This window comes from Streptomyces sp. NPDC002209 (assembly GCF_042890265.1).
Taxonomy (GTDB): Bacteria; Actinomycetota; Actinomycetes; order Streptomycetales; family Streptomycetaceae; genus Streptomyces.
Map to the genome: position 1 here is coordinate 134,916 of NZ_JBIARX010000005.1, position 13,268 is coordinate 148,183.

Below are 13,268 nucleotides of genomic sequence, written 5' to 3' on the forward strand. Positions count from 1 at the left end.
GCCGCCTTCCTCAGAACCCGATGAGGGACTGCTCGGCCCAGATCGTCTTGCCGATCGGGGCGTGCCGGGTGCCCCAGCGCTGGGCGAGCTGGGCGACCAGCAGCAGGCCGCGTCCCCCCTCGTCGAAGGTCCGGGCCCGCCGCATGTGCGGGGCCGTGCTGCTCGTGTCGGAGACCTCGCAGATCAGGGTGCTGTTCTCGTGGATCAGCCGCAGCTGGATGGGCGGCTCGCCGTAGCGGATGGCATTGGTGACCAGCTCGCTGACCAGGAGCTCGGTGACGAACGAGGCCTCCTCGAGCCCCCAGGCCGTCAGCTGGTCGGTGGTGCTCCTGCGGGCGGTGGCGACGACCGCGGGGTCGGGGGACAGGTCCCACACGACGACCTTGTCGGAATGCAGGGCCCGGGTCCGGGCCACGAGCAGGGCGACGTCGTCATCGGGACGGTGGGTCAGCATGGCCGTCAGCACGCGGTCGCACACCGTCTCCAGCGTGGTCGCGGGATGGGTGAGGGCCGCGAACATGCTGTCCAGGGCCTCGTCGATGTCGTGCTCACGAGCTTGCAGCAGGCCGTCGGTGTAGAGGGCGAGGACGCTGCCCTCGGGAAGCTCCACCTCGACGGTCTCGAAGGGCAGGCCCCCCAGGCCCAGCGGCGGGCCCGCCGGGACGTCGAGGAGGTACACGGAGCCGTCGGGGGAGACCACGGCGGGCGGCGGGTGGCCGGCCCGCGCGACGGTGCAGCGGCAGGTGACCGGGTCGTAGACCACGTACAGGCAGGTGGTGCCGATGCCTCCCGCGGTTTCCCCGACGGCGCCCCCGTCCGCCTCGTCGGCGGACAGGTGGATGATGAGGTCGTCGAGGTGGGTGAGCAGCTCGTCGGGCGGCAGGTCGACGTCGGCCAGGGTGCGTACCGCGGTGCGCAGCCGGCCCATGGTGGCGGCGGCGCGGATGCCGTGGCCGACGACGTCGCCCACGACCAGGGCCACTCTTGCGCCGGACAGCTGGATCACGTCGAACCAGTCGCCGCCCAGGCCGGCCGCGGTACCCGCCGGCAGATAGCGGGAGGCGATCTCCAGTGCCGCCTGGGTGGGGAGCGTGTGCGGCAGCAGGCTGCGCTGCAGGGTCATGGTGGTGGTGTGCTCCCGGGAGGATCCCTGGGCCTCGTGGATGCCGACGGCCGCCCTGGTCGCGAGCTCCTCGGCCAGCCGCAGGTCCTCCGGCCGGAAGGGCTCACCGCGCCGGTGACGTCCGAAGACGGCCACGCCGAGGGTGACACCGCCGGCCCGCAGCGGGACCACCATCACCGAGTGGGTCCCGAACTCGCTGACCCACGCGGCGGCCCGCTCGTCCTCGGCCACCCATTGGGCGAGGGCCGGGTCGGTCGGCCCGTACACGGCGCCGTGCCCGGTGGCCAGACACTCGCCGGGCGGTGACAGCGGCGGATGGCTGGTCGTCGCGCCGACCGCGACCTGGGACTCCGGGTTTCCCTCGAGGACCGACCGGACGGCGCTGCGGCACACGGTGACCGGCCCCGAGGCGGGGCCGGCGGACGGCTCGTCACCGCGCGGGGGAGGATCCAGCAGGTCGACGAACGCGAAATCGGCCAGCCGGGGGACGGCGACGTCGACCACCTCCTGAGCGGTGTGGGTGGTGTCCTGGGCGGTGCCGATGCGGGCGTCCGCGACGTCCGGCACGAGGATCCGCTGCCGGTCGCCCTCGCCCGCGGTCCTCTCGTGCGCGGCCAGGGACACGGCACGCACCCGGCCGTCCGGGTCGCACAACGGGGCCAGCGAGGTCGCCCAGCCGTGCTCCGTGACCGCCCCCGTCGAAGGGACGAAGGAGTCCATGTACTGCGGCTCACCGGTCTCCAGGACCAGGCGCATCCTCGCCTCGGTCTCGTCGCTCACGGGATCGGGCGCGATGTCCGGCAGCCGCAGCCCGCGCATCTCGGCCTCGGTGAGGGACAGCGTGCGCTCCATGCCGGCATTCGCCCGGACCAGCCGCAGGTCCGTGTCGAACACGGCCAGGAAGCAGGGGGACTGGGTGAACGCCCATTCCTTCAGCGGTTCGCCCCAGGGCGTGCCGCGGCCGCTCGTGACGGCGGACACCACGAGCCACTCGGTGTTCTCGCCGACGGACGTCCGGCGGTGCGCGAGCAGTCCCAGTTCCACCCGCCGGCCGTCCCGGTGCCGCAGCGCCACGGTGCCGCTCCACCGCTCCTGGCCGGCCGGGATCCCGGTCGCCGTACCGCCCACCGGGTCGTCGGCGAGCAGCTCGGCGGCGGGCACCCCCACGATCTCGGACGGCGCGTAACCCAGCAGCCGACGGGCGTCGTCACTCCACTGCGTCACGATGCCCTGCTCGCTGATGGTGGCCGTGGCCGTGTATGCCGACTCGAGGGAGGCGTTCGTTTCCTCCGGCCGCTCACCAGGAAAGCTGGGAAGTTGCTCCATCGCCGCTCATCTCGCCCTCGCTAGTTCCACTGCCGCCGTCCCACGGCAACCCCTGCACGGCCAGGCGCTCCACTGACAAGCATGATCCGGCGCGGCTGGGAGCACCAACGCAGTGCTGCCAAGGGGGGCGCTCAGTCGGCCGGCCCCGAGGAGAGGGCTGCCGGGACGCTCGGCGACGGCGCGGGGTGCGCGAGGACGAGGGCGAGGACCGCGCCTCCCGCCCGCCACAGCATCGCGCGGCGCCGTCCGCTGAGTACGGGAGGGTCGAAGCCGGTGATCCGGACGCGGCGCGGAGCGTCACCGAAGATGCCGCTGCGGTCGGCCTTGACCGCGGCTTCCTTCAGCGCCCAGGCGCCGGCCAGGACATCGGGCCGGTCCGTGCCGATGAGGGAGAGTTCCGCGGGGGAGAAGGCGTGCTCCCCGACGCGCCGGACCGTGGCCGCCGATCGTGTCTCGCACAGGTCCACGCCGACGGGTTCCGGTGCGAGGGCCGCGGCGACGTGCCGGGCGGTGTGACTGATGGAGACGTGCACGGCCGGCATCGGGCTGCCGCCCACGACGACGTACGGACTGCCGTCGTCACGCGGGAGGATCTCCACCTCGTCGGCAGACGCGCCGACGGCTCCGCCGACCAGGTGCTTGGCGAGCACCCGGCCGGCCACCCATTCGGCCTGCCGCCACGCGGGCAGCGCGTGGACCACGCGCCGCTCGGCCGGTGAGAGGTGCGGCGGGAGAACCGGTGGGACGGCCGCGCCCTGCCACGGGCCGGGGCGGTGGGCCACGACGAGGCCGGCTCCGCCCCATCGGTGGACGTGGCCCGCAGTGATCGGCGGGAAGGTGGTGTCCATGGCAGCGGGGTCAGGCGGCCATGGCCCGGTCAAGGTGCCGCAGCTCGTACTCCAGCGCGGTCACGGCGTGCCGGATCTGGTCGGCGGTGTGGTCACAGGTGATGAAGAAGCGCAGCCGGGCCAGTTCTTCCGGTACGGCCGGGTAGAGGATGGGGTTGACGCTGATGCCCTGCTGGAACAGGGCCTCGGCGAGTCGCAGGGTCTTCAAGGAGTCCCCGACGATGCACGGGACGACCGGGGTGTCCTGACTGTCCCCGACGTCGATGCCCGCATCGCGCGCGAGACGGACGAACAGCGCGGCGTTCTCCGCAAGACGCGCCACGCGCTGCGGCTCGGCACGCAGCAGTCGCAGCGCGGTCAGCGACGCGGCGGTGTCGGCCGGGGTCATGCCGGCGCTGTAGACGAAGCCGGGAACGGTGTAGCGCAGGTACTCGACGACCGAGCGGCTTCCGGCGACGTAACCGCCGCAGCTCGCCAGCGCCTTGGACAGCGTGCCCGACCACAGGTCGACGGCCCCGCGGTCGGTGCCGCAGTACTCGCCGACGCCCCGCCCGGTCGCGCCGATCGTCCCGATGCTGTGCGCCTCGTCGATCATCAGCAGCGCGCCGTGCCGGCGCTTGACCTCGACGAGGGCGGGCAGGTCGGCGATGTCGCCGTCCATGCTGTACACGCCCTCGACGACGACGAGGACCCGCCGGTACTGGTGGCGGACCTGGCCGAGGATCGCGTCGAGTGCGGCGGCGTCGTTGTGGGCGAACGGCCGCCGGGTGGCGCCGGAGAGCTTGCAGCCCTGCAGGATGCTGTCGTGGGCGAGGGAGTCGTGGATGACGAGGTCCCCGGGTCCGACGAGGTGCCCGATCACGGTGACGTTGGTGGCATGCCCGTTGGCCAGGGTGATCGCCGCTTCGCAGCCGAGCAGGTCGGCGAGTTCCGTCTCGAGCTCGAGGTGGAGCGGACGGCTGCCGGACAGCAGCCGGCTGGCGGACACCGACGTGCCGCAGCGCGCGATGGCCTCCTGGGCCGCCTCGGTCACCTGGGGGTGCGTGGCCATGCCCAGGTAGTTGTAGCTGGAGAACGAGACGAGTTCCCGGCCGTCGACGACGGTCGTGTCCGTGATGCCGCCTTCGTGGACCAGGAAGTACGGGTTCGGCAGCCCCGTCCGGGCGAGCGCGGCGAAACGCTCACCGTGCGCGGCGACCTCCGGGAAGCACTCGATCCGCGTCTGCTCCTCGGGCAGCGGTGCGGCAGCCGGTGCGGCCGCGGGCAGGTCGGCGGGCGGCCCGGCAGGGGCATCGTCGCCGGGTTCGGCGCGCTGTACGGGGACGGCCGCCGGTGCGGCGTCCGCGGAGCCGCCCGAGATCAGCGCGGCGATCCTTGCGGCGGTCGGCCGGTCGGCAGCCCTCTCGTCGCACGTCCACTGCGGCCACTGCCGGCGCAGCGAGGTGAACAGATCGGTCAGCATGAGCGAGTCGAAGCCGAGATCGTCGATCAGCAGCTGGTCGGCCCGCAGACGGCTCACCGGGAACGCGCTGATCCGGGCCACGTGCTCGAGCACGGCGGCGGTGACCTCGTCGATGCCTCGGGTCGCCGACGGCTCCTCGCCGTCCGGCACGCGGGCAGCGGGCGGGGGTACGGGTACTGCCGTGGACGGGGCGGTGACCTGCGCGGCGGGGGGCTGCACGGGGAGCGTCCCGGTGAGACGGCCGAGCAGCGTCACCTGCTGCCGGACCAGCTGGAGCAGTTCGTTCACCGGGTCGTTCGCCGGGTCGCTCACCTGGTCGTCCATCCGGTCGTTCGTCGGGGCGTTCATCGAGCTCTCCTGGGGCGGTGCGGGCCGGGGCGGGAGGGGGGTGGCGGGGGTGTCCTGCGGCGCGGGGTGCATGCTCCGCACCCAGTAGGACTGGGTGTCGAGCCTCGCGGCCGGGAGGTCCAGCAGACGGCGGGCTTCCTCGGGAACCAGGGCGCGCGGGTCGACCGGGGCGCCCAGGACCGCGAGCCGGGCGAGGGCCCGGACGAACCCGCGCCCGCCGTCGGGCGCCGCCTCTGCGGCGGCGACGGCGTGGACGTCGTCGTGGTCGGTGAGGTTGCGGCGGACGGAGGTGAGCAGCGAGCCGCCACCGGTCACCTGGAGGAAGACGCGGGCCCCCTGCTCGTAGGCGGTCCGGACGGCATCGCCGAAGCGGACCGGCGCGGACGCGTGCCGGGACCACAGCTCGCGCAGCCGCTCCGCGTCGGTGCAGACCGCCCCGTCCACGGACGACACGAACGGCAGGGCGGGGCCGGCGAGGGGCCGGTCGGCGAGGTACGCGCTCAAGGCCTCGTCGGCGGCGGCGAACCGCGGCGAGTGGAAGGCGCCGGACACCTCGAGGGGCAGCGTGACGACCCCGGCCTCGGTGCACGCGCGCCGCAGGACGGCGAGCCCGCGCAGCGAGCCGCTGACCACGAGCTGCCGAGGCTGGTTGAAGCAGGCGAGCCACACGTCGCCGATGCCGGTCATGAGCCGACGGCAGGTCTCCTCGTCGCCCTGCACGGCGAGCATGCCGCCCTGGGAGCCGGTCTCGGCCCGTCGCAGGGCTGCGCCGCGGTGGCCCAGCAGCCGGACGGCGGCCTCGTCGGTGAGGGCTCCGGCCGCGGCGGCCGCGGCGAACTCCCCGACGCTGTGGCCCAGGGCGAGGTCGGGCGCGAGGCCGCAGTCGGCGAGGAGGCGGGTGGTGGCGATCTGGACGGTACCGAGCAGCGGCTGACACACGTCGGTGGCGGCGAGCCGCTGCCTGAGCTCCCGGTCCTTGCCCTCGCCGGCCACCGCCTCGCCGTACAGCAGGTCGGTGAGGTCGAAGCCGGTGTTCCGCCGGGCCACCGCGCCTAGGGCGTCGACGGTCGTCCGGAAGCCGGTGAACCTCTCGTAGAGGTCCTGCATCATGCCGGGCCGCTGACTGCCCTGCCCGGGGAAGAGGAAGGCGATGCGCCGCCGGTCGGGCGGCAGCGGAGCGTCGGCGGCGAAGGCGCCGTCGCCGAGGTCGCCCCGGGCACCGTCGGCGAGCTGCCGGCGGGCCTCGCGCAGCCGCCGGACGAGTTCGTCCGTGTCGGCGGCGACGACCGCGAGCCGGGCGGTCAGGGGCTCACGGGCGCCCAGGGTGTGGGCCACGGCGGCCACCGGCGGGCGGTCCGCCGTGTCGAGTGCGTCGAGAACGTCGCCGATGTGCTCGTCCAGCAGCTCGGGGCTGCCGGCCGTGAGCAGGACGAGCTGGGGTCCGCCGGCTCCGGTCCGTTCGTCGAGGGGGCCGGCGGCAGGGGCGGGCGCCTCCTCCAGAACCACGTGGACGTTCGTGCCGCCGAAACCGAAGGAGCTGACTGCGGCACGCCGCGGGGTGCCCGTGGCCCGAAAGGGCCGCGCGGTGTCGGCGAAGCGCAGGCCCGCCGAGGCGATGCCCAGGTCCGGGTGGGGAGCGGTCTGCGGCTGCGGCACGATCGTGCGGTGGTGGACGACGAGGGCCGTCTTGATCAGCCCCGCGATGCCTGCCGCGGACAGCGAGTGCCCGATGAGGGCCTTGCCCGCCCCGAGGTAGCACAGTGCGGGGTCGTCGTCGGGGAACTCGGTGCGCAGTCGGCGCAGCCCCTCCACCTCGGCGCGGTCCCCGACGGTGGTGCCGGTGCCGTGGGCCTCGACGAAGCCCACGGACGAGGGGGCGACCCCGGCGTCGTCGTAGGCCCGGCGCATGGCGCGCAGCTGGCCTTCGGGGGTGGGAGTCAGCGGTCCGGGGGACGCGCCGTCGTTGGCCGAGCCGATGCCCCTGATCACCGCGTAGACGCGGTCGCCGGCGGCGAGGGCGTCCGCGAGCGGCCGTATGACGACGGCTCCGGCGCCTTCGCCGAGGACGAAGCCGTCGGCCGCCTCGTCGAACGGGCGGCACACCCCGGTCGCGGACAGTGCGCGGAGCTTGGAGAAGCCGACCAGGCTGTCGGGGGTGAGGTTGAGGTACACGCCGCCGACGACGGCGATCCGGCACGTGCCCCGGCCCAGGTGGGCGATCGCCTGGTCGAGTGCGACCAGCGAGCCGGAGCAGGCGGCGTCGACGGCGAAACTGGGGCCGCCGAGGTCGAACTGCCGGCTGACCGTGCCCGCCGCCATGTTGAGCAGGCTCCCGGGCAGCGTGAAGCTCTGGACGGTGCCCAGCCGTGCAGCCTCTTCCCTGGCGGCGTCGAGGCCGCCGGGGTGTTCCGCCGCGGGTGACTCGTCGGCCAGGGCGATGACCCGGAGGGGGGCCGCCATGAGGTCCTTGTAGTCGGACACCGATATGCCGAGGAAGACGCCGGTGTTCTCGCGGTCGAAGTCACCACGGCCCAGTCCCGCGTCGTCGAGGGCCTCGCGGGTGACGTCGAGCATCAGCCGGTGCTGCGGGTCCATGGCCCGGGCGCGGGCCGGGGGCACCCCGTAGTGCGGGGCGGCGAAACGGTCCACGGCGTCCAGGAAGGCGACCTGGTCGGTGTACGCGGCATGGGGGGCCGACGGGTTGCCGGGCTCGTGGAAGGTGCCGTGGTTCCAGCGTTCCGCCGGGACGGCGGAGAACTGGCGTTCCCCGCTCAGCAGCAGCTTCCAGTAGGCGCGGATGTCGGGGGCGCCGGGGTAGCGGCAACCGAGTCCGGTGATGGCGATGTCGGTCATGACGGGTCTTCTTCCTTTGCGTGGTGCCCCGGGCGGACGGCGACCAAGGCGGTGGGGACGGGTTCTGCACCGAGGGAGTCGGCGGTGCGAGGGGGAGGGGGCAGACGGGGCGGCGCGGACGGCGGGGCTCTCCTGCCGGCCGGGGCCGGGGGAGGGACGGCCACCGGATGCGGCGTCCTGCGCCCGATGGGCCACGGGGCCCACCAGTTCAGGCCGCCGGCCAGGCGCATGAGCGCCGGTACGAGGACGCCCCGCACGAGGGTGGCGTCGAGGAGGACGCCGAGGCCTGCGCCGATTCCGAAGAACTGCAGGAGCGAGACCTGGGAGGTGCCGAAGCTCAGGAGCGTGAACGCGAGGAGGGAACCGGCGGTCGTGACGATGCCGCCGGTGTGGGCTATGCCCGAGACGATCGAGTCGGTGTTGTCCTGCCCGGCCTCGTGGGCCTCCTTGATGCGCGCGAGGACGAACACCTCGTAGTCCACCGAGAGCCCGAAGACGATGCAGAACAGCAGCACCGGCATGGTCGTGCTGAGTGGTCCGGGCGTGAAATGGAGCAGGTGCTGCAGATGGCCCGTCTGGAAGACCCACACCATCGCGCCGAGGACGGCCGCGAGGCTCAGGGCGTTCAGCGCGATGGCCTTCAGCGGCAGCAGCAGGCTGCGCGTGAAGCCGAGCAGGAGCACGAACGTGGTGAGGGTGATCAGGGAGAGCGCCAGCGGCAGCCGGTCACCCACGGTGGCCTTTGCGTCGACCAGGACCGCGCTCGGTCCGCCGACGAGGACGTCGGTGCCCGCCGGGGCGGGAGTCGCACGCACGGCGCGCACGAGCTGCTGGGCGGCGCGCGACTGGGGGTCTGCCTGCGGCACCACGGAGAGCCGGGCCGGGCCGTCGCCGACGGGCCTGGCCGCGGATCCGGGGGAGCCGGAGACCGCTGCCTTCACGCCGTGCCGGAAGCTGCCCTCGGGTCCCACGACCTGGGCGACCTGCGGGAGCGCGGACAGCCGGCGGGCGTAGTCCGCACGCGCGGGCGGGGACGTCTTGCCCGTCATGACGACCGTGAGGGCGCTCGGGCCGTTCATGTCGAACGCACCGCGCACCAGGTCCCCGGTCTGACGGCTGGACGAGCTCACGGGCAGCGCCCGCTCGTCGGGGGTGGCGAAACCGGCGTGTGCGAACGGCCCGGCGAGGACCACGAGCAGTCCGATCACCGGCAGCGCCGCGATCAGCGGGCGCCGTACGACGATCTGCGCCAGGCCCCGCCAGAAGCGTGACTCGGAGCCGGCGTGGGCCCGGCGGCGCCACGGCACGGCCCAGGCGTTCACCCGCTTTCCGAGCAGCGCGAGCAGAGCCGGCAGCACGGTGACGGCGCTCACGGCCGCGATCGCCACCACGGCGATGCCCGCGTAGGCGAAGGAGCGCAGGAAGTAGGGCGGGAACACCAGCAGCGTCGCGAGAGCGGCGGAGACCGTGGCGGCACTGAAGAGGATCGTGTGGCCCGCGGTGCGCACGGTCCTTATGGCGGCGCTGCGCGGGCCGTGTCCCTCGGCGAGCTCCTCGCGGAACCGGGAGACGATCAGCAGCCCGTAGTCGATGCCCAGCCCCAGGCCGAGCGCGGTGGTGAGGTTCAGCGCGAAGACGGACACGTCGGTGACGGCGCCGAGCACGCTCAGGACCAGCAGCGTCCCGGCGATGGCCAGTACCCCGATCAGCAGGGGCAGAGCCGCGGCCACCACACTTCCGAACACCAGGACCAGCAGGATCAGGGTTCCCGGCAGTACGACGGACTCGGCGCGCTTCAGGTCGGACTCCGAGAGGTCCTGGAGCTCGGCGTCGATGAGCGCCGGTCCTCCCGCGTGCACCGTGAGGGCCGTGGTGGCAGCCGTCGGGGTGGTCAGCTCCTTGCTCAGCTGCTTGACCCGCGTTCCGAGCTGTTCCCCCTCGCCGTCCACGTGCGCGACGAGCATGGCCGCGTGGCCGTCCCGGCTGCGCAGCTCCGCCGTCCTGCCGGTCCAGTACGAGGTCACGGCGCTCACGTGCGGTTGCGCACGAAGGCGTCCGGTCAGGGCCTCGCCCGCACTGCGCGCCGCCGGGTCGTCGACGGAACCGCCGCGGGCCTGGGCGACGACGACCAGGTTGGGGGACGCCCCCAGGTGCTCGGCCGCCACGCGGGCGGCTCGGCTGGACTCCGATCGCGGGTCGTCGTACCCCTGCGTCTTCAGCCGGCCGGTCGCCTCCGACCCGAACACGGCGGACAGCAGGAGGAAAACGAGCGCGGCAAAGAGGACGAGCCGTGGACGGCGGGTCACGAAGACCCCTGCACGACGGGACATGAATGCCTCCGGTCCGGATGGTGTTTCGTTCCCGCTCTCGAGCAGGACGGTCGATTTCCACCGTGCAGGGAGGAGAAGCGGGGCCATAGCCCCGGCTATTCGTCACTTGACAGGAGCCGCTTCGTACCGGGCCGGAAGAGTTCGTCCGGGCGGGGTGCGGCCTTCTATCAAGATCGGTTCTGGGCGTCAAGTCACGTGTTCGAGTGGCGTGACGCGTGATGTCCCGTCGGGTTTATTGGAAGTACGCCATCCCCGGGGATCTCCCGGAGACGGTTTACCCGCCTTTTCTCATCCCGAATGGAGAATTCTCATGTCTGAGCGTTTTTGGACCCGTCGTATCTTCCTGGCCGGAGCTTCCGTCGCACTGGTCGGTGGTGGCATCGCCCTGCCGGCGACCGCGATGGCCGCGCCGGCCGCCGCCCCGCAGCACGCCGTCACCCTTCCCCAGGACAGCGCCGACGGCATCGGTACCGGCGGCGACGCCAACGCCGAGAACACCACGGTCGGCGGCGAGGCCACCGGCGGCGCGGCCTCCACCGGCGTCGGCAACTGCAAGGGCAAGTGCGTGATCACCACCGGCAACGCCCGCGGCGGCAACGCCAGCGCCGATGCCGTCAACACCGGCGACGCCACCGCCGTCGGCGGCGACGGCAAGGGCACGGGTGGCCAGGTGAACAAGCAGAACATCAAGCTGCAGGTCAAGGAGGCCCTGAAGCAGAAGCTCGGCAACTGAGGGCAGGACACCGCCCCAACGTCACGGACGCCGGAGAGGCCCACAGCCTCTCCGGCGTCCGTTTCGTGCCGCTCCGGCCCGTCAGCCGTTGCCGCCCGTGGCCGTCGCGTCACCGCTGATGGCCGTTGCATTGCCGCTGTTGAGGGCGTCGGCGCTGGCGGCGCCGCCCGTCGCGGCGCCCGTGGTGATGGTGCACCTGCCGATGCAGGTGCCGACACCGGAGTTGGCGTTTCCGCCGGTGGCGGTGCCGCCGACCGTGGTGTTCGCGGCAGTGGCGTCGCCGCTGACGGCGCTGGCGTCACCCCCCGTGCCCTTGTCGTCGTCGCCCATGGCCCGGGTGCCCTGCCCGACCGAGTTCGCGGCGTCGAACGTGCCGCTGAGAACCTCGCCGCTCACGGCGGTGTTGACGCTGTCGTGGCACAGACCGCTGCACACGTTGAAGGCTCCGTCGCCCACGGCGGTGTTGGTGCTGGTGCCGCAGAGGCCCACGCACTCGTTGAACGCTCCGGCCCCCACGGTCGTGTTGGTGCTGCCGTCGCACAGTCCCCGGCACACGCCGGAGGAGCCGTCGCCCACGGCGGTGTTGGTGCTGTCGTGGCAGATCCCCTCGCACACGCCCGAGGTGCCGTTGCCTGCGGCGGTGTTGCTGCTGTCGTGGCAGAGCCCCCTGCACACGCTCGGTGCGGTGTCGGTCGCGGCGGTGGTGACGCCGGCGTATCCGTACTGAGGGGATGCCGGTGCGGCCATCGCGGTCGCCGGCAGGGCCACGACGCCGGTCAGTGCCACGGAAGCCGCGGCCAGCACGATACGACGGGTCCAGGAACGCTCGTTCATCGGAATTCTCCGGGATTCTTGTGCGAGGTCTTCGCCTGTGGCCAAGCAGGCGGGCGCTGAGGCTGCCGGTCGGATACGCCCGGTGCTGTGCAGACGCCGGGGATCCCTGGGCTTATGCGAGGTCGACGTTAGCGTGTGGATCATGCCGCGAGCAGGATCTGGCGAAGCGCGGCGTGTTCCTGCCGCTTCTCGGTATCAAGATCGGTTCTGGGCGTCAAGTCACGTGTTCGAGTGGCGTGACGCAGGCTCTCCCTCAGGGTTTATTTGAAGTGCGCCCTCACAGAGGAACGCCCCGGAGGACGCGAAGCCGGAACATATCCCCGGACTTATCCGCGGGGCGGAATGCGAACCCTTTTGCAACCGAATGGAGAATTCCCATGTCTGAGCGTTTTTGGACCCGTCGTATCGTCCTGGCCGGAGCCTCCGTGGCGCTGATCGGCGGCGGTGTCGCGCTGCCGGCGACCGCGATGGCCGCGCCGGCCGCCGCCCCGCAGCAGGCCGTCTCGCTCCCCCAGGACAGTGCCGACGGCATCGGCGTCGGCGGCAACGCCAAGGCCTCGAACACCACCGTCGGCGGTACCGCCCGGGGCGGCGGCGCCTACGCCGGCGTGAGCAACTGCGAGGGCGGGTGCACGGTCACCACCGGTGTCGCCCGCGGCGGCAACGCCAGCGCGGACGCCGTCAACACCGGCGACGCCACCGCCGTGGGCGGGAACGGCACCGGCAGGGGCGGCACCGTCACCACGCAGGACATCAAGCAGGAGGTCCTGCAGAACCTGAAGGCGAAGCTCGCCCACTGAGGGCCGGCCGCCCCGCGGCCCCACGCGCGGACGCCGGAGAGGCCCACAGCCCCTCCGGCGCCCGCACGTCCGGTTCAGCCACCGTCCTGCATGGACTCCAGGGCCTCCTTGGCCCGCTTCTCCATCTCCGCCGCGGGGACGTCCTCCACGTGCGTGGCGATGTTCCAGCGGTGGCCGAAGGGGTCCTCGAGCTGCCCGGTGCGGTCGCCGTAGAACTCGTCCTTGACCGGCGACACCTCCGTGGCGCCGAGGGAGAGGGCCTTGGCGAAGACGGCGTCGACGTCCTCGACGTACACGTGCAGGGTGATCGGCGTGCCGCCCACCGACTTCGGCGAGCGGAATCCGATCTCCGGGTACTCGTCGGCGAGCATGATGACCGAGTTGCCCAGCTCCAGCTCGGCGTGGCCGATCCTTCCGTCGGGCGCCGGCATCCTCATCCGCTCGGTCGCGCCGAACACGGATGCGTAGAAGTCGATCGCGGCTGCGGCTCCGTCGGTACAGAGGTACGGCGTGACCCGCGGGTATCCCTCGGGAACGGGTTTGACGGCCACCGGGCTCCCGCCCTTCCGAACAGTGGCGATCACCGCCGACCGCCGTCTGCGACCACTGAT

Annotated in this window: 8 protein-coding genes; 2 read left to right on the plus strand and 6 right to left on the minus strand. The window is 72.9% G+C overall.

Annotation, left to right across the window (positions count from 1 at the left end):
• Nucleotides 1–10 precede the first annotated feature (10 nt).
• The 4 genes from ACFYXK_RS12255 to ACFYXK_RS12270 all read right to left on the minus strand — a co-directional run bounded on the left by ACFYXK_RS12255 (nucleotide 11) and on the right by ACFYXK_RS12270 (nucleotide 10,290).
• Nucleotides 11–2,449 carry a SpoIIE family protein phosphatase gene (locus tag ACFYXK_RS12255; protein ID WP_389411058.1) on the minus strand — a complete coding sequence of 813 codons (2,439 nt, stop codon included), beginning with the start codon at nucleotides 2,447–2,449 and terminating at the stop codon, nucleotides 11–13.
• Nucleotides 2,450–2,580: 131 nt separating this feature from the next.
• Nucleotides 2,581–3,297: a 4'-phosphopantetheinyl transferase family protein gene (locus ACFYXK_RS12260; RefSeq protein ID WP_389411059.1), complete on the minus strand. Its 717-nt coding sequence runs from the start codon at nucleotides 3,295–3,297 to the stop codon at nucleotides 2,581–2,583.
• Between the two features lie 10 nt (nucleotides 3,298–3,307).
• Nucleotides 3,308–7,960 carry a type I polyketide synthase gene (locus tag ACFYXK_RS12265; RefSeq protein WP_389411060.1) on the minus strand — a complete coding sequence of 1,551 codons (4,653 nt, stop codon included), beginning with the start codon at nucleotides 7,958–7,960 and terminating at the stop codon, nucleotides 3,308–3,310.
• A complete protein-coding gene (locus ACFYXK_RS12270) occupies nucleotides 7,957–10,290 on the minus strand; it encodes an MMPL family transporter (protein ID WP_389411061.1) in 2,334 nt (777 codons plus the stop codon). Before ACFYXK_RS12270 ends, ACFYXK_RS12265 begins: the two co-directional genes overlap by 4 nt.
• 310 nt (nucleotides 10,291–10,600) lie before the next feature.
• Here ACFYXK_RS12270 and ACFYXK_RS12275 point away from each other — a divergent pair, with 310 nt between their 5' ends.
• Nucleotides 10,601–11,023 carry a hypothetical protein gene (locus ACFYXK_RS12275; RefSeq protein ID WP_389411062.1) on the plus strand — a complete coding sequence of 141 codons (423 nt, stop codon included), beginning with the start codon at nucleotides 10,601–10,603 and terminating at the stop codon, nucleotides 11,021–11,023.
• Nucleotides 11,024–11,104: 81 nt separating this feature from the next.
• On the opposite strand, the gene ACFYXK_RS12280 is transcribed toward ACFYXK_RS12275, so the two are convergent.
• Nucleotides 11,105–11,857 carry a hypothetical protein gene (locus ACFYXK_RS12280; RefSeq protein ID WP_389411063.1) on the minus strand — a complete coding sequence of 251 codons (753 nt, stop codon included), beginning with the start codon at nucleotides 11,855–11,857 and terminating at the stop codon, nucleotides 11,105–11,107.
• 377 nt (nucleotides 11,858–12,234) lie between these two features.
• Between ACFYXK_RS12280 and ACFYXK_RS12285 the strand changes: the two genes are divergently transcribed.
• Nucleotides 12,235–12,657, plus strand: a complete 423-nt coding sequence (locus ACFYXK_RS12285; RefSeq protein ID WP_389411064.1) for a hypothetical protein — start codon at nucleotides 12,235–12,237, stop codon at nucleotides 12,655–12,657.
• Nucleotides 12,658–12,731: 74 nt separating this feature from the next.
• On the opposite strand, the gene ACFYXK_RS12290 is transcribed toward ACFYXK_RS12285, so the two are convergent.
• Complete coding sequence (locus tag ACFYXK_RS12290) at nucleotides 12,732–13,208, minus strand: VOC family protein (protein ID WP_389411065.1); 477 nt, start codon at nucleotides 13,206–13,208, stop codon at nucleotides 12,732–12,734.
• Between the last annotated feature and the right edge of the window lie 60 nt (nucleotides 13,209–13,268).

Excerpts from the sequence above, each read along its gene's own strand:
- ACFYXK_RS12255 (WP_389411058.1), bottom strand. The coding sequence starts at position 2,449 with ATGGAGCAACTTCCCAGCTTTCCTGGTGAGCGGCCGGAGGAAACGAAC.
- ACFYXK_RS12260 (WP_389411059.1), bottom strand. The coding sequence starts at position 3,297 with ATGGACACCACCTTCCCGCCGATCACTGCGGGCCACGTCCACCGATGG.
- ACFYXK_RS12265 (WP_389411060.1), bottom strand. The coding sequence starts at position 7,960 with ATGACCGACATCGCCATCACCGGACTCGGTTGCCGCTACCCCGGCGCC.
- ACFYXK_RS12270 (WP_389411061.1), bottom strand. The coding sequence starts at position 10,290 with ATGTCCCGTCGTGCAGGGGTCTTCGTGACCCGCCGTCCACGGCTCGTC.
- ACFYXK_RS12275 (WP_389411062.1), top strand. The coding sequence starts at position 10,601 with ATGTCTGAGCGTTTTTGGACCCGTCGTATCTTCCTGGCCGGAGCTTCC.
- ACFYXK_RS12280 (WP_389411063.1), bottom strand. The coding sequence starts at position 11,857 with ATGAACGAGCGTTCCTGGACCCGTCGTATCGTGCTGGCCGCGGCTTCC.
- ACFYXK_RS12285 (WP_389411064.1), top strand. The coding sequence starts at position 12,235 with ATGTCTGAGCGTTTTTGGACCCGTCGTATCGTCCTGGCCGGAGCCTCC.